Source organism: Halococcus sp. IIIV-5B (assembly GCF_003602035.1).
GTDB classification, from domain to species: domain Archaea; phylum Halobacteriota; class Halobacteria; order Halobacteriales; family Halococcaceae; genus Halococcus; species Halococcus salsus.
The window spans coordinates 63,958-79,232 of record NZ_QZWE01000015.1 but is presented as its reverse complement, the minus strand read 5'-3'; the positions used below and the strand labels follow the sequence as shown (position 1 = coordinate 79,232).

Sequence of the window (15,275 nt, the reverse complement as noted above, 5' to 3'; positions counted from 1 at the left end):
TTCTGCCGTTCCCGTCGCGACCGTCGGTTGGTGAACGGTTGACTATATAGATTTCATAGTAGCGTATTTACCGGCTCCGGAGATATCAATAGCCGATGACGCGAAGGCCCGTGAGTCGACGTGCCGTCCTCGCGAGCGGGGTGGGGGTCGGTGCGGCGCTCGCCGGTTGTATCAGCACGAGCGCGACGCCACCGAACGTCTCCAGTGAGGGGTCCGACGAGGGAGCATCCGGACCGGTGCTCCGTTCCGGCGGCTCCTCGACGGTCTATCCGATCGTGAGCACCGCCGCCGGCTACTGGAGCACCAACGAACCCTACTGGCACCCCGACGTCTATGGGATCGAGACCCAACAGCATCTCGCGGACTACTGGGCGGGGCTGTACGGCTTCGGCCCCGCCGACGGCGGCGCACCGCCCTTCTCGATACGCGTGAGCCTGAGTCACTCCGGAACCGGGCTCGAAAAGCTCCGGAGCGGCCGGCTCGATATGGGCAACGCGAGCGCCCCGGTGAAGGCCGAGTTCCCCGACCTCAGCCAGTCGGAACTCGCGAAGTACACCGACCACGTCGTGGGTGTCGACGCCCAGCCGATCGTGGTAAGTCAGGCCATCTACGACGCCGGGATCACGGAGATATCGGCGAAGACCCTGAAGGCGATCTACCAGGGTGAGATAGAGAACTGGCGCGACGTCCCCGGCTACTCGGGACCGCCGAAGGAGATCCAGGCGGTCGGCCGCGCCGAGGGCTCGGGCACCGACACCGCGTTCCGGAGCAACCTCTTCGGGAACTCGAACGCGCCCATCCCCGGTGTCGACATCCGGAAGGGTGAGAACCAGCAGGTCAAACAGATCGTCAACGGTTCGGACAACGCGATCGCCTACATGGCGCTGGCGTTCGTCGACGACTCGGTGCCGTCGATCGCGCTCAAAGCGGGCGGGACGACCTACACACCCGGCGAGAACCTCGCGGAGGCGGGCTACCCGCTCGCGCGCGACCTCCACTGTTACACCTACGACGGCACCTCGAAGAAGGAGGCGGCGCTCCTCCGGATGCTGTTGAGCGAGTACGGCCAGGAGACGTTCGTGGCGGCGGCGGGCTACTCGGTGCTCCCCGCGGACCGCCGTCGAAACCAGACCCGGAAGCTCCCGGCCCCGACGCGATGAGCGGGCGATCCGGCTTCGGTGGTCGATTGGCCCGGTTCGATCCGCCGAGCCGCGTCGGCGCGCTCGTCGGCGCGGTCCTGCTCGTCGCGGCCGGGACCTTCCTCCTCGCGCCCGAACTGGTCGGCTATCCCCTCGTCGCGGCGGTGCTGGTCGTGGGTTATGGCCTCTTCGCCGACCAGGCGACGACCGTCCGTGCGCTCGCGCTCGCGGCGACGGTCGTCACGGTCCTCGTTCTGGGGCTCATCACGGTCTACCTCGTCGTCCAGTCGCTCCCCGCGTTCCGGACGATGGGTCCCGGGATCGTCCTCAAGCGCGCACCGTTCTGGAACCCGGACTCGGGGTTGTTCTCGCTGGTCCCGATGATCTGGGGGACGGTCGTCACGACCCTGATCGCCACCCTGGTCGCCGCGCCCCTCGGGGTCGCCGGCGCGGTGTTCATCGCGGAGATGGCCCCCGACTGGGCGCGCGGCCTGCTCAAACCCGCCGTCGAGGGGCTCGCGGGCGTGCCCTCGATCGTCTACGGCTTCATCGGCCTCACGCTTCTCAGCCCGTTCATGTCGACGAACTTCGGGCTGCCGACGCTCGGGAGCCTGCTCGTGGTCGGGGCGGTGATCGGCGCGATGGCGCTTCCCACCGTTGTTTCGGTCGCCGAGGACGCGATCGACAGCGTCCCGGGCGCGATGAAGGACGGCTCGCTCGCGCTCGGCGCGACCGACTGGCAGACCACGACCGACGTCACGCTCCCGGCGGCCTTCTCGGGTGTCTCGGCCGCCATCCTGCTGGGCGTCGGGCGGGCGGTCGGTGAGACGATGGCGGCGACGGTGATCCTCGCCAACGTCACGACCCTCCCCGACCCGCTCTACGACGTCTTCGGCAACACCATCACCCTGACGAGCCTGATCGCGAGCCAGTACGGTATCGCGAGCGGGACCCAGATGAGCGCGCTGTTCGCCGCCGGCGTGATCCTCTTCGTCACCGTGCTGGGTCTCAGTCTCGGTTCGCAGTACGTCGAACGCCGGATGGAGCGGTCGTTCGGGGGGACCCCATGAGCACGGACTCGTTGACAGAGCGGTCGAGCCCGCTCGTCGGGACCGCGGCCGAAACCCTCCGGTACGTCGGGAGCGGGATCGCGGTTCTCGCCGTCGCCGTCGTGCTCGCGGGGCTCCTCGGGTTCGCGAACGTGCTCCCGGGGGCCGTCGCCGGCGTCGCGCTGGTCGATTGGCTCGCGACCGCCCTCGGGCTCGGCTCGCTCGGGATGGTCGCGGTCGGGCTCGGGTCCCGGGCGGGCGCGTTCGAGACCACGCCCGATCGCACCGCCGGTCTCCTGCTCGGCGTGGTCTTCGGGCTCGTCGGTCTGGCCGCCGGGGGACTCGTTGCGGCCCAGACACTCGGTCTGTCGACCCTCTGGCCGGTTGGCGCGCTCGTCGGTGCGGCGGTCGGAGTCGGGGTGGCGCTGGGCCCGCGCGAGGACGTCGCGCTCGCGGCGACCGGCGGCGGGTTCGGCCTGGTCGTCGCCGGGCTGGTTCTCGCCGGCGTCCTCGGTCCGGGGTGGACCTGGCAACCTGCGGGGTTGTCGGGGGTCTTCCGGTCGGCGACGACGGTCCCGCTGGTGTGTTCCCTCGCGGGTCTCGTGCTCGCTTGGACGACGGCCCAGGCCAGCGCGGGGTTCGGCCCGCAGGGGAAGGCCCGCGGCGCGTCGTTGCTCGTCGGCGCGAACGCCGCCGGGATGATCACGTTGCTCGTCGGGCTGGTCTCGTTCATCGCGATTCGCGGGGTCGGCCCGATGCTCCGCGGGATCCAGTACGGGCTGTTCTGGGAGCCGATCACCTGGTTCCAGGTTCCGTTCTGGGGGCAGTACGTGGTCGTCGAGGGGCCGGTGGTCTGGTTCCACTGGCCGTTCACGATGGTAGGCTTCTCGATGACCAACCCCGTGAACGGCGTCGCGCCCGCCATCGTCGGCACCGCCTGGCTGGTGGTCGGCGCGGTCCTGCTGGCGGTCCCCCTCGGCGTTGGGACCGCCGTCTTCCTCACCGAGTACGCCGAGCAGGGCCGGCTCACCGCGCTCGTCGAGGTCGCCACCAACGGTCTCTGGAGCACCCCGAGCATCGTCTACGGCCTGTTCGGGCTCGCCTTCCTCGTCCCACGGATCGCGAACCAGAGCAGCCTCCTCTCGGGGATGATCGTGTTGGGCTTCATGCTCCTCCCGTTGGTGATCATCACGAGCCGGGAGGCGTTGCTCAACGTGCCCGACGAGTATCGCGACGCCAGCGTCGCGCTCGGGGTGAGCCGGTGGGAGACGATCAAGACGGTGGTGTTGCCGGCCGCGATGCCGGGCGTCATCACCGGGACGATCCTCGGGGTGGGGCGGATCGCGGGTGAGACCGCACCGATCCTCCTCGTGCTGACCGGCGAACCGTTCCCCGCGGTCGGTCCCGACGTCGTCGACGTCTCCTTCGGGTTCACCTCCTCGTTCCCGTTCGTGAGCCTCGGCGTGGTCAGCCCCGACGCACTGCTCCAGCCCTCGACCGCCCTCCCGTATCAGCTGTTCGCGACGATAACCGCGGGGGCCGAGAACGTCTCCGGCGGCTTCCAGTGGGCCACCGCGTTGGTGCTCCTGCTGGTGGTCTTCGCCTTCTACGCCGTCGGCATCGCCTCGCGGTCCTACTTCCAGCGGAAACTCGACTCATGACCACGACACCACCAACCACCGAACGGACGACCGGCGAAACGGACGAACGACTCGACCCCGCGTGGACCGAGTACGACTTCGACGGCCCGACGAAGCTCCGGGCCGAGGACGTGAACGTCCACTACGGCGACGACCACGCGCTCACCGACATCAGCCTCGATATCCCCGAGGAGAGCGTGACGGCGCTGATCGGGCCGTCGGGCTGTGGGAAGTCGACGTTCCTCCGGTGTCTCAACAGGATGAACGACCGGATCGGGAGTGCGAGAGTCGACGGGCGGGTCGAACTCGACGGCGAGGACATCTACGCCGACGGGACGAACCTCGTGGAGCTCCGAAAGCGAGTGGGGATGGTGTTCCAGCAGCCGAACCCGTTCCCGAAGTCGATCCGGGACAACGTGGCCTACGGCCCACGAAAGCACGGCGACATCAAGACTGGCCTGCTCGCCAAACTCTTCGACCGGGGTTCGGGGGAGAAGGAGGACGAACTGGTCGAGCGCTCGCTTCGGCAGGCGGCGATCTGGGGTGAGGTGAAGGACCGACTCGACGACAACGCGCTCGGGCTCTCCGGCGGCCAGCAACAGCGCCTCTGCATCGCCCGGTGTCTCGCCGTCGGCCCCGAAGTGATCCTGATGGACGAGCCGGCATCGGCGCTCGACCCGATCGCGACCGCGAAGATCGAGGACCTGATCGAGGACCTCGCACAGGACTACACCGTGGTCGTCGTCACCCACAACATGCAGCAAGCGGCCCGGATCTCGGACCAGACAGCGGTCTTCCTCACCGGTGGGGAGCTCGTCGAGTACGGCGACACCGACGCGATCTTCGAGAACCCCGAGAGCCAGCGTGTCGAGGACTACATCACCGGGAAGTTCGGGTAGACCGCGCTCGTCACGGCCCGCCCGGCGCGAACAGGTTTTTGCGTTTCTCGACCGAAGGAGGTACCGAGTCGACCCCACGGTCGGGTTCGTTTCATCATGAGTCAGGAACCAGCGGACGGCGTTCAAAGCGTCTGTCCACGGTGTTCGGTCGGCTGTTCGCTCCGATACGACGCGAACGCCGGACGCGCGCGCGGCATCAGCGGCGCGCCGGTCAACCGGCGGGGCGAACTCTGTCCGAAGGGCATCGGCGCGTTCGACGTGTTCGACCCCGACGACCGGCTGACCGAACCCCTGGTCCGGCGCGATGGCGACCTCGAACCCGCGACATGGCCGGACGCCCTCGACCGGATCGAAATTGCGTTCGAGGGGATCGTCGACCAGCACGGTCCCGACGCGCTCGCCTTCCTCGGGGCACCACACTGCACCAACGAGGAGAACTACACCTTCCAGAAGCTCGCACGCGTCCTCGGAACCAACAACGTCGACAACCGGGCGCGGCTGTGTCACGACGCGAGCGTCTCGGCGATGGAGGCCCGCCTCGGCGCGGGCGGAATGACCAACTCGCTCGCGGACATCAGGGAGGCCGACGTGTTTCTGGTCGTGGGCTCGAACCCCGCCGACCAGCAGCCGGTGGCGTTCGACTCGTTCGTCCGGCCGGCGGTCAACGACGGCGCGACCCTCGTCCACGTCGACCCGCGCGCGAACGCCACCACACGGCTCGCCGACCACCATCTCGCGCCGCGCCCCGGAACCGACGCACAGGTGATATCGCTGCTCGCGAGAACGATCCTCGACGAGGGACTGGTCGACGAGGGGTTCGTCGCCGACCGTACGACTGGATTCGAGGCGTTCGCGGCGTCGGTCGCGGACGAGGACCCGGCGGCGATCGCCGACCGAGCCGGCGTCGACCTCGCGACGATTCGGGACGTCGCCCGTCGGTTCGGACGCGCCGACCGCGCGACGGTCGTCACCGGCACCGGCATCGAGGACGGCCCCGACACCGCCGAGGCGCTGTTGAACCTCCTCCTGCTCACGGGGAACCTCGGCGAGCGCGGGACCGGGATGAACGTCTTCCGCGGGCTCAACAACGAGCAGGGTGCCTCCGACGTCGGCGCGCTCCCCCACCGATTGCCGGGCGGCCAGCCCGTCACCGACCCCGACGTCCGGGAGCGGGTCGCGGACGTGTGGGGCGTCGAGCCCCCGACCGAACCCGGATCGAACGAACAGGACCTCGTGCGCGGCTTCGGCGACGGGATCCGCGGGGCGTTCGTGCTCGGCGAGAACCCGGCGGTGACGAAGCTCGGGACCGAACGCGTCGCGCGCGGGCTCGAATCGCTCGATTTTCTGTTGGTTCAGGACGTGACCCACACCGAGACCACCGCCCACGCCGACGTGGTGCTGCCGGCGAGCGCGTGGTCGGAGAAGTCGGGCACCGTCACCAACCTCGACCGCCAGGTCCAGCGTATGCGGACCCTCGAATCCCCGCCGGGCGAGGCGCGAGACGACCTCGCCGTCCTCTGCGCGCTCGGCGACCGGCTCACCGACGTCGCGTTCGACGACGACCCCGAACGCGTGTTCGAGGAAATGACCACCGTGAATCCGCGCTACGCCGGTATGAGCTACGAGGGTATCGGGACCGGGGGCCAGCGCTGGCCGTTCGACGAGGGTGCGGACGAGGGGACGGCAGTGCTCCACCGCGAGCGGTTCCTGAACAGCGAGCAGCGCGCCCCGTTCGTCCCGACCGCCGCGACCGCGGACGAGGCGACCGACGACGGACTCGTCCTCCTCACTGGCGGCCGGAGCGGCGACACCACCAACACCACGATGGGGCGCGACGGCGACGGCCACGACGATACGCTCGCGATCCACCCCACCGATGCGGACGAAAACGGGCTCGCGGACGGCGACCGGGCGGTCGTCGAGAACGCGAACGGTGCCATCGAGACGACCGTTCGACGTACCGAGAGCGTCCGTGAGGGGTGTGTCTACCTCCACGCCCGCGCCGCCGACCCGCTGGTCGGGGAGGGGCAGACGCACGTCGAACTCCGCCCCGCCACGACCGCCGCCGACCGGCCGCTGAACGACTGAGCCGGAGGGCGGAACCCTCATCCTCACGGCCACCTACCCATCCACGATGCGTGCCGGAGTCATCCTCGCCGGCGGCTTCTCGACGCGCTTCGGCGAGACCGACAAGGTCCTGGCCGACGTCGCCGGCGTGCCGATGGTCCGCCGAGTCGCGACGCGGCTCGACGGCGTCGTCGACGAGCTCGTGGTGAACTGTCGGGCCGCGCAGGTCGACGGGATCGAGCGCGCGCTCCCGGGGACGACCGTCGAGTTCGCGGTGGATCCGACCCCCGACGAGGGACCGCTCGCCGGGATCCGGACGGGACTGACCACGATCGATGCGACGTACGCCGCGGTCGTCGCCGCCGACATGCCGCTGGTCGACCCCGGATTCGTCTCGTTCCTGTTCGACCGCGCGGCGGGTCACGACGCCGCGGTGCCTCGGTGGAAGGGACGGCTGCAACCCACGCACGCGGTCTACCGGCGGGCCGCGATGGTCGAGGCCGCCACGCGGGCGCTCGCGAACGGCGACCGGCGGCTGGTATCGGCGCTCTCGGCACTCGACCAGGTCGTCGTCGAGGCGTCGACTGCCCGCGAACGCGGTGCTGGGGGGACGTTCACCAACGTCAACACACGGGAGGGGCTGCGGCGCGTCGCGGCCACGTTCGAGAACGGATCCGGGGCCGAGTCGGGCGACGGCGCTACGCGCTGACCGGCTCTTCGAGGTACTTCTCGTTGACCGTCCAGCCGCCGTCGCCGTCCCGGACCATGTACTCGCCGTAGTAGGGAACTCGACTGTCGACGACCTCGCGGAAGGCTTCGCGGATCTCGTCCCGGTTCATCTCGCCCATCGACTTGAGGTCGTCGTTGCGGTTCAGACAGCCCTTGAGGTAGCCCTCGTGGGTGACCCGCACCCGGTGGCAGTTCGCACAGAACGTCTCGTTGCCGACGGGGTCGACGATCTCGACCATCCCCCCCGAGGTGTCGTCGGGGGCACCGTGGGCTTCGTCCTCACCGGTCATCCAGTAGCGCCGCCGGTCGTGCATCTCGCGGTGTTCGATCCGACTCGCTCGCTCGGCGAGCCAGTCGTGGATCCGTTGGATATCGATCGCCCACTCGGGATGACCGGCGATCTCGGGCATGTACTCGATGAGCTGGAGCCGAAGGCCGGGGTTCGTCGCGACGTGGTCGACCATCTCCGGGACGTACTCTACTGTGCCCTCGAAGACCACCATGTTGAGCTTCACCGGGTCGAGCCCCGCATCGAGCGCGGCCTCGACCCCTTCGATGACTCGGTCGTAGGCACCCGATTCGGTGATCGCGGCGAAGTCCTCCCTGTCGAGGGCGTCCTGGGAGACGTTGACTCGGTCCAGTCCGGCCGCGCGGAGCGTCTCGGCCCGGCCCGGGAGGAAGGTCCCGTTGGTGGTGAGCGAGGTCTCCATCCCCTCGGGCGTGCGCCGAACGATCTCCTCCAGGTCGTCGCGGAGCATCGGTTCGCCCCCGGTGAACTTCGCCTTCTCGACGCCGAACTCGCGGGCGACCTCCAGAAACCGCACCACGTCGTCCGTCCCCATCTCGTTCTCGGCGGGGTCCATCGGCCCGCGGGTGTCGCCGAGCCCCTCGTTGTGGCAGTAGACGCAGTCGAAGTTGCAGCGGTCGGTCAGCGAGATCCGGACCCCCGAGACCTCCCGTCCGAACCCATCGACGAGCATGGGTTGGCTTCGGCCCGCGGACGGTTAAACCTGCGCGCTGACCACGCGTGTTCGACCCGTCCCCCGAACGCTCCGAAGCTCTCACTCCCGTGGTCCCTCAGACGACCGCGAGCGAGCGGACCCCGGACGGGACGTGTCCGACCGTCGTCCAGCCGTCGGGCTCGCGAGCCAGCACCCGGCCTTCGGTGGTTCCGGCGACCACCCGACCGTCCCACGCCGTCCACGCGAGCACGAACTCCTCGGGATCGCCGGGATACGACACCGAATCGAGCGTGTCGCCGCCGTCCCGCGATTCGAACAGCGCCGCGTCGGCCCCGTTCTCCCCGCCCCACGTCGGCGGCGGGTCGCGCGCCGCGGCGACGTAGAGGGTCCCCTCGAACGCGAACGTCTCCCGGAAGTAGCTGTGGTCGACGGCTTCGTCGATCCTGGTCCACGACCGGCCGGCGTCGCGGGTCCGGTAGAGCCCGCCGCCGGTCGAGGCGACGTACTCCTCGTCGCCGAGCACGAGGACGTGGTGGACGTCGTTGTGGACCCCCTCGCGCCGTTCGGTCCACGTCTCGCCGCGGTCGTCACTGACGTGGACCCCGCCGACCTCGACACCCGCGACCACTCTCTCGGGCGCGTCGGAATGGGTTCCGAGACCCCGGACGTGCGCCTCGTTTCGGTGGCGCGGGGTGTGCCACTCGTCGCGCGACGGAAGCTCCTGGAAGCCCTCGCACTCGTTCCAGGTTTCACCACTATCCATCGAGACGTAGAGGTGGGCGGGATGCGTCCCCGCGTAGAGGCGCTCGCCGTCGGGGCTCGTGACGACCGAGTAGATCTCCTCGCGTGGGACGTCGAGCCGCTCCCACTCCGCCCCACCGTCGGTCGAGCGGTAGAGCCCGCTCGTGGTCGCGGCGTACGCGCTCCCCTCGAACGTCCGCACTCGAAGCGTGTTCCCCGCATCGACCACGCGCTCCGCGTCGTCGAGCGACTCGCCCGACCGGAAGACGCCGTCCCGCGTGCCGATCAGAAGCGACATGGCCTCCGGTAGGTCGTGAGACGACAAAACCCCTCCGCGGGGTCGTTCCGTCGTCGCCGTCGTTCGCGCGTTCCGACGGTCCGGCTAGGCCCCCGGCCCTTCCTTCGGGTAGTTACCCGTCAGGACGTTGTACGCCACCGCGAGGCCGGCCGTGACGACCGCGAACGCGAGGTTGAATCCCGCTCGGGGGGTCGTCGTTTTCTCGCGCAGGAGGTGACTCCCGCAGTTCGGACAGGTCGACCCCTCGACGTCGAACTCGGTTCCACAGACCGTACACTCGTGGACGGTTCGCTGGTGGCTGCCGATGCCGGTCGGCGTCGGGTCGAGGCCGACCAGCCGCTTCGCTTTCACGGTCCAACTCATTGGGTCACGTTTCGTGCACGAGCACTTAGGTGTTGACCGCGCCGGCGGGTCCGTGCGTTCAGAAGTCCTCGGTGTGGCTCTCTTCCTCGGGGATGTCCTCGTAGGAGACCGACTCGTGTTCGGACTCGGCGGCGTAGGACGGCCAGAACCGGATCTCCTCGTCGGTGACGTCGGCGACCGACGCCAGCGGCGCGCCCGCGAGAGTCTCGCCCTCGACCTTGATACCCGTGATCTCGGCGATCTTCATGTCGCTCAGGAGTCCGGGGTCGATGTCGTCGTCGACGTCGATGTACATCGTAGGGCCGTCGACCCCGCCGAGCGTGCCGATGTTCCGCCCGTTCGCCGTGAGGATTGGCTTGCCGACGTCGTCCTCGGTGACCGTTCCCATGGTCGTTTCGTTCGGGACGGCGAAGAATAACTGTTGGCACCGCCCGCGCCGTCAGTCGTCCGAGCTCGCGGGTCGTCCCGCCTCGCCACGCGGCACGCTCCCCTGGAGGTCGTCGGCCTCCTTCTCGGTCCCCGTGATCTGGACGTCGGTGATCTTGTACTCGGGTGTGCGTGCCGCACCGTCGAGCGGGTCCTCCTTCGTGAGGTTGTTCGCGCCGCCTTCGAGGTAGTGCATCGGGACGAACACCTCGCCGGGGTTCGGGCGGGTCGTGATCTGCACCAGCATCTCCGTCTTGCCGTGCCGGGAGGTGAGTTCGACGACCTCCTCGTCCGCGATCCCGTACTCTTCGGCGGTCTCGGGGTGGACCTCGACGAAGCTCTTGTCGGAGTAGGACATGATCCCCTCGTCGCGGAACGTCATCGTCCCGGTGTGGTACTGATAGAGGACCCGTCCCGAGGTCATCACCAGCGGGTAGTCGTCGTCGGGCGTCTCCGACGGATCGACGGTATCGGCGGGATGCATGTGCGCCAGGCCGTCGTTGGTCTGGAACTCCTCCTCGTAGGTGTAGGGGGTGCCGGGATGGTCCATGTCCCAGACGGGCCACTGGAGCCCGTCGCCGTCTTCGAGGGCTTCGAGGCGCTCGTGGCTGATGCCACCGTAGATCGGAACCACCTCACTGATCTCGTCCATGATGTCGCTCGGGTGCTCGTACTCCCACTCGTAACCGAACTTCGCCGCGAGCGCCTTCGTGATTCGCCAGTCGGGTTTGGCGTTGCCGATGGGGTCGACCGCCCGTTTCACCAACTGGACGTGACGCGTCGAGGCGGTGTACGTGCCGTTGGACTCGAGCGAGGCGGTCGCCGGCAGGACCACGTCGGCGAGCTCGGCGGTCTCGGTCAGGAAGATGTCCTGGACCGCGAGGAAGTCGACGTCCTCGGTGAGGACCTCGCGGGCGTGGGCGATGTTCGGCTCCGAGACCAGCGAGTTCTCGCCCTGGATGAACATCCCCCGGATGTCGCCGTCGGCGGCCGCGAGGAACATATCCGTGAGCCGATAGCCCTCCTTGTCGGGCATCTCCTCGACGTCCATGCCGTAGGCCTCGGCGAACTTCTCCCGGTTCTCCTCGTTCGTCACCGGCTGGTAGCCCGGGAAGTTGTTGGGGAGCGGCCCCATGTCACCGCCGCCGCCCTGGACGTTGTTCTGGCCACGGAACGGTGAGACACCGGATTTCGGGTTCCCGATGTGACCCGTCACCAGCGCGAGGTTCGCGATGGCGTAGATGTTCTCGGTGCCCTTGGCGTGCTCGGTCATCCCGAGCGTCCAGCCGAACACACAGGAGTCGGCCTCCGTGATGGTCTCGGCCGCGCTCGCGATCTCCTCGGGCGGGACCCCGGCGTGCTCCTCGACGAACTCCGGCGTGAACTTCTCGACGCTCTCCTCGACCTGCTCGATCCCCGAGGTCCGCTCCTCGATGAACTCTCGGTCTTCGAGGTCGTTCTTCAGGATGTACCTGACGAGCCCGTTGAGCCAGGTGTTGTCGTAGCCCGCCTTGATCTGGGAATACTGGTCGGCGTACTCCGCGATCTGGGTCTTCCGCGGGTCGAACACGAGGAGGTCCGCGTCGTTGTGCATGACGTTCTGCTTGATCCGCGTCGCGAGCACCGGGTGGGCCTCGGTGGTGTTCGACCCAGTGAGAAGGTAGCAATCGGTCTCTTCGAGCGCCTCCATCCCGACGGAGGCCGCGCCGAAGCCGAACGTCGAGGAGAGCCCCGAGACGGTCGAGGAGTGACAGAGCCGGTTGCAGTTGTCGATGTTGTTGGTGCCGATGACCTCGCGCGCGAACCGCTGCATCGCGTAGTTGTCCTCGTTGGTGGCCTTCGAGGAGGCCACGAAGCCCAGCGCGTCGGGGCCGTACTCCTCCTTGATGCCGCCGAGTCCCTCGGCGACCCGCGTCAGCGCCTCGTCCCACGAGGCCTCCCGGAACTCGCCGTCCTCCTTCACGAGCGGCTGGGTCAGCCGGTCGTCGCTGTGGGTGTAGCCGTGGGCGAATTTCCCTTTGACACAGGTCGAGATCCCGTTGATCGGTGCCTTCTCCGGGCGGGGTCTGGTCCCGAGGAACTCGCCGTCCTTCGTGAGGACGTCGAACCGACAGCCGACCGCGCAGTACTCACAGGTCGTGTCGGTGACGTCGATGTCGTTCTCTTGGTAGTCGGCAACCGCGTCCGCGATCGAGAACAGCCGGCCCTCCGAGACCGCGTTCCCCATGAAGCCCGAGACCGCGTGCTCGAACGGCCGCACTACCTTGTCGTTCGCGGTCTCCTTGGCCTGTTCGCCCGCCTGTGCCTTCGCGCGGGCCATGAAGCCCGCGACGCCCTCGTTCTCGGTGTCGGGTGTGTCCTGGCTCATCTCAGTCGTCCCCCACGGATTCGAAGGTGGCCGCCGGCTCGTTCTCGGTCTCCTCCTGGCGCTTCATCGGGGTCATCTGGCCCGGCTGGTGCTCGTACTCCTCGCCGATTATCTCCTCGGCGGAGTTCTTGTGGGTGAAGCCGGGGACGGGCAGCGTCGTGGAGTCCACGAGCCCCTGTTCGACCAGCGCGCCCGTCGGGCAGACCGTCGCGCAGTGCCCGCAGGAGACGCAGGTCGACTCCATCATCGTCTCCGCACCGTTCTGGAATCCTATCCTGGTGTCCTCGGCCGAGCCCTCCATCCGGAGCACGCCCTCGACCTGGACGTCGTTACAGGCCTCGACACAGCGGTTACAGAGGATACACTTGTTGCGGTCGATCTGGATGAAGGGGGACGAATCGTCGAGCGGTTCGAGCTGGCTCCGATCGTGCATCACGCCGTATCTCGGGTCCTCGACCTCGTTCTGGATCGAGACGTCCTGGAGATCGCACCGGCCGTTCTGTCCACAGGTCGTACAGAGCAGGTTGTGGTTCGAGAGGAGGAGGTCGAGGTTGACGTCCCGCGCCTCGCTCGCCGCGGCGGTGTCGGTGGTGACGCTCATCCCCTCCTCCGGCGGGAAGCTACACGAGGGCACGACGCCGTGCTCCTCGGTCTCGACCATACAGGTTCGGCACTCGCTCCGCGGGCCGATCTCCGCTTCGAGATCGTACGAACAGAGCGCGAGCACTTCGCCCTCGGTCTCGACGCGTTCGCAGGCGTCGAGCAGGGTCTCCCCTTCCTCGACCGTGACGGGCTCGCCGTCGACGGTCACCGTGGCCGCCTCGGTCGCGCCCGCCGCGGGGTCGTTCGCGGTTCCCGGGGCGATGTCCTCGGTGAACGGTACGTCGGGGCCGGTCGTGTGGGATTTCTCCCAGATCGGGTCCGTACTCATGATAGGTCCTCGTCGTCGGTCGTGTCGAACGGCTCGTCGGTCGTCATCGGTCACAGGCCCCGGTCGGACAGCGGCCCTGGGCGTGGGCGGCGAACTCTGCACCGAAGCCGTCCATCGCGGTCGTCACGGGGCGGGGTGCGTCGCGCCCGAACTCACAGGTGCTGGTCTCGCGCATCACCCGCGCGAGTTCGCGGAGCATCCCCTCCTTGTACTCGCCGTCGTAGACGTCCCGGAGGAGGTTCACCAGCTGTTTCGAGCCCTCGCGACCGGGGACGCACCGGCCGCAGTTTTCCTCCTTCGCGAACGTCGCGCGTTCGCCCGCGAACGCCACCGGGCAGGTCGACTCGTCGAGGAGTTCGACCACGCCGTTGGTGCCGAGCTGTGCGCCGGTCAGCCCGGACGCGTTCGCGGGGACGTCGAGCGTGCGCGTCAGCCCGCCGAAGACGCCGCCGACGCAGGCCATACTTCGGCCACCCGCCTCGACCGCCGACAGCGCCGAATCGAGGCCGTCGTCCGTCGAGAGCTCGACCGTCGCCGGGGACGCGACGTCGCCCGTGACGGTGACCAGTCGGGTTCCGGGGTCAGAAGCCACGCCGCCGAGGTCCTCGCCAGCGAGGGCGCGCCCGACTTGGGCGAACGTCCGCGGCGTGTGGACCAGCGTGGGGCGGCCGTCGACACCGTACTCACTGGGGCCGGGCGGGGTGCGCCGGGCTTCGAGCCGGTGGTTGCCCTCGATGGCTTCGAGGACCACCGTGGGTTCGCCGGCTTTGTACTCGTCCGGGCCGGCGACGATCCGGGTCGAGAGCCCGTCGACGGTTCCGTCGAGGGTTTCCGCCGCCGTCTTCGCCCGCTCGCGGGCCAAGTGCTCGCGTTCGTTGACGTAGACCACGAGATCGGTGGCGTCCACCGCGCGGGCGGCGGCGAACGCCGGGTCGAGCACCGAGAAGGGCGCGCTTTCGAGTAACAGACGATCGGCCTCGGCGTCGGGGTCGGCCTCGTTGGCGTTCACGACCACCACTGCGTCGCCGTCGGTTTCGGCGACGGTTTCCCACTCCTCGACCACCGGCGTATCGGTGGCGACGTCGCCGCGGCCACGCCCACGCAGTCCCGTCTCGCGGAGCCGTTCCATCGCGTCGTCGGTCATTTCCGACGCGAGGAGCTTCCCGTCACGGTAGTCGTCGGCGCTCGTCGGGTCCGTCCATCCGGTCCCGGAGAGCACGGCCCGTCGCCCGACCGCGAGCGGTCCGTCGTCGGGGAGCGGGAGTGACGCCGTTTCGGGGTCGTGTTCGACGACCGCCATCGCGTCGTCGGTCGGCAGCGTTCCCTCGTCGAGCGACTCGACGAGCGCTCGAACGCCGTCTGTATCCATCCCGGAGAAGAAGGCAGTTTCGCCATCGAGCGTCGCCAACACGAGCGGTTCGAGACCGGCGATCCCGGTCGACCCGACGTCCGCTACCGCGACGGTCGTCTCGGGGTCGCGCCCGACGGCGAGGAGTTCGTCGCTCCGCGAGTCGTTCCCCGCCCCGGCGACGCGAACGGCGGGATCCCGCCCGCGGACACCATCATCAACCATCATGGTACGGAGTCCCTCGCCGCGTATAGATGTATCGCCTGCGAACCTCGGGCCGCGAAATCGGAACCGCTCGGCCGGCCGAAAACCGGC

General features: G+C 68.7%; 13 protein-coding genes. 6 read left to right on the top strand and 7 right to left on the bottom strand.

Annotation, left to right across the window (positions count from 1 at the left end; genetic code table 11):
- Positions 1–95 precede the first annotated feature (95 nt).
- The 6 genes from D3261_RS11530 to D3261_RS11505 all read left to right on the top strand — a co-directional run bounded on the left by D3261_RS11530 (position 96) and on the right by D3261_RS11505 (position 7,503).
- A complete protein-coding gene (locus D3261_RS11530) occupies positions 96–1,160 on the top strand; it encodes a PstS family phosphate ABC transporter substrate-binding protein (RefSeq protein ID WP_199693998.1) in 1,065 nt (354 codons plus the stop codon).
- The gene (gene pstC / locus D3261_RS11525) at positions 1,157–2,209 is read left to right on the top strand and encodes a phosphate ABC transporter permease subunit PstC (RefSeq protein WP_120072519.1); all 1,053 of its coding nucleotides are present in this window, start codon (positions 1,157–1,159) and stop codon (positions 2,207–2,209) included. Before D3261_RS11530 ends, pstC begins: the two co-directional genes overlap by 4 nt.
- On the top strand, positions 2,206–3,849 hold the full coding sequence (gene pstA / locus D3261_RS11520) for a phosphate ABC transporter permease PstA (protein WP_120072517.1): 1,644 nt from the start codon (positions 2,206–2,208) through the stop codon (positions 3,847–3,849). Before pstC ends, pstA begins: the two co-directional genes overlap by 4 nt.
- Positions 3,846–4,727, top strand: coding sequence for a phosphate ABC transporter ATP-binding protein PstB (gene pstB, locus D3261_RS11515; RefSeq protein WP_120072515.1), 882 nt, complete (start codon positions 3,846–3,848; stop codon positions 4,725–4,727). Before pstA ends, pstB begins: the two co-directional genes overlap by 4 nt.
- 96 nt (positions 4,728–4,823) lie before the next feature.
- Positions 4,824–6,815: a molybdopterin oxidoreductase family protein gene (locus tag D3261_RS11510; RefSeq protein WP_120072513.1), complete on the top strand. Its 1,992-nt coding sequence runs from the start codon at positions 4,824–4,826 to the stop codon at positions 6,813–6,815.
- 46 nt (positions 6,816–6,861) lie between these two features.
- The gene (locus D3261_RS11505; protein WP_120072511.1) at positions 6,862–7,503 is read left to right on the top strand and encodes a molybdenum cofactor guanylyltransferase; all 642 of its coding nucleotides are present in this window, start codon (positions 6,862–6,864) and stop codon (positions 7,501–7,503) included.
- Here the strand turns inward: D3261_RS11505 and moaA are convergent.
- From moaA to D3261_RS11470, 7 genes are all read right to left on the bottom strand, one after another.
- Positions 7,493–8,503, bottom strand: a complete 1,011-nt coding sequence (gene moaA, locus D3261_RS11500) for a GTP 3',8-cyclase MoaA (protein WP_120072509.1) — start codon at positions 8,501–8,503, stop codon at positions 7,493–7,495. The genes D3261_RS11505 and moaA overlap by 11 nt on opposite strands.
- Positions 8,504–8,600: 97 nt before the next feature.
- Positions 8,601–9,524 (bottom strand): glycosyl hydrolase, encoded by a 924-nt coding sequence (locus D3261_RS11495; RefSeq protein ID WP_120072507.1) that lies wholly within the window; start codon positions 9,522–9,524, stop codon positions 8,601–8,603.
- 84 nt (positions 9,525–9,608) lie between these two features.
- Positions 9,609–9,887: a hypothetical protein gene (locus tag D3261_RS11490; protein ID WP_120072505.1), complete on the bottom strand. Its 279-nt coding sequence runs from the start codon at positions 9,885–9,887 to the stop codon at positions 9,609–9,611.
- A 58-nt stretch (positions 9,888–9,945) separates the two neighbouring features.
- Positions 9,946–10,275 carry a hypothetical protein gene (locus D3261_RS11485; protein ID WP_120072504.1) on the bottom strand — a complete coding sequence of 110 codons (330 nt, stop codon included), beginning with the start codon at positions 10,273–10,275 and terminating at the stop codon, positions 9,946–9,948.
- Between the two features lie 51 nt (positions 10,276–10,326).
- Positions 10,327–12,681 carry a formate dehydrogenase subunit alpha gene (gene fdhF / locus D3261_RS11480; RefSeq protein ID WP_120072502.1) on the bottom strand — a complete coding sequence of 785 codons (2,355 nt, stop codon included), beginning with the start codon at positions 12,679–12,681 and terminating at the stop codon, positions 10,327–10,329.
- A 1-nt stretch (position 12,682) separates the two neighbouring features.
- Positions 12,683–13,612, bottom strand: a complete 930-nt coding sequence (locus tag D3261_RS11475) for a 2Fe-2S iron-sulfur cluster-binding protein (RefSeq protein ID WP_120072500.1) — start codon at positions 13,610–13,612, stop codon at positions 12,683–12,685.
- A gap of 43 nt (positions 13,613–13,655) precedes the next feature.
- Positions 13,656–15,188: an NADH-ubiquinone oxidoreductase-F iron-sulfur binding region domain-containing protein gene (locus D3261_RS11470; RefSeq protein ID WP_120072498.1), complete on the bottom strand. Its 1,533-nt coding sequence runs from the start codon at positions 15,186–15,188 to the stop codon at positions 13,656–13,658.
- Positions 15,189–15,275: the final 87 nt, after the last annotated feature.

Excerpts from the sequence above, each read along its gene's own strand:
- fdhF (WP_120072502.1), bottom strand. The coding sequence starts at position 12,681 with ATGAGCCAGGACACACCCGACACCGAGAACGAGGGCGTCGCGGGCTTC.
- D3261_RS11490 (WP_120072505.1), bottom strand. The coding sequence starts at position 9,887 with ATGAGTTGGACCGTGAAAGCGAAGCGGCTGGTCGGCCTCGACCCGACG.
- pstC (WP_120072519.1), top strand. The coding sequence starts at position 1,157 with ATGAGCGGGCGATCCGGCTTCGGTGGTCGATTGGCCCGGTTCGATCCG.
- pstB (WP_120072515.1), top strand. The coding sequence starts at position 3,846 with ATGACCACGACACCACCAACCACCGAACGGACGACCGGCGAAACGGAC.
- D3261_RS11470 (WP_120072498.1), bottom strand. The coding sequence starts at position 15,188 with ATGATGGTTGATGATGGTGTCCGCGGGCGGGATCCCGCCGTTCGCGTC.
- D3261_RS11475 (WP_120072500.1), bottom strand. The coding sequence starts at position 13,612 with ATGAGTACGGACCCGATCTGGGAGAAATCCCACACGACCGGCCCCGAC.
- D3261_RS11530 (WP_199693998.1), top strand. The coding sequence starts at position 96 with ATGACGCGAAGGCCCGTGAGTCGACGTGCCGTCCTCGCGAGCGGGGTG.
- D3261_RS11510 (WP_120072513.1), top strand. The coding sequence starts at position 4,824 with ATGAGTCAGGAACCAGCGGACGGCGTTCAAAGCGTCTGTCCACGGTGT.
- D3261_RS11505 (WP_120072511.1), top strand. The coding sequence starts at position 6,862 with ATGCGTGCCGGAGTCATCCTCGCCGGCGGCTTCTCGACGCGCTTCGGC.
- moaA (WP_120072509.1), bottom strand. The coding sequence starts at position 8,503 with ATGCTCGTCGATGGGTTCGGACGGGAGGTCTCGGGGGTCCGGATCTCG.
- D3261_RS11495 (WP_120072507.1), bottom strand. The coding sequence starts at position 9,524 with ATGTCGCTTCTGATCGGCACGCGGGACGGCGTCTTCCGGTCGGGCGAG.
- D3261_RS11485 (WP_120072504.1), bottom strand. The coding sequence starts at position 10,275 with ATGGGAACGGTCACCGAGGACGACGTCGGCAAGCCAATCCTCACGGCG.
- pstA (WP_120072517.1), top strand. The coding sequence starts at position 2,206 with ATGAGCACGGACTCGTTGACAGAGCGGTCGAGCCCGCTCGTCGGGACC.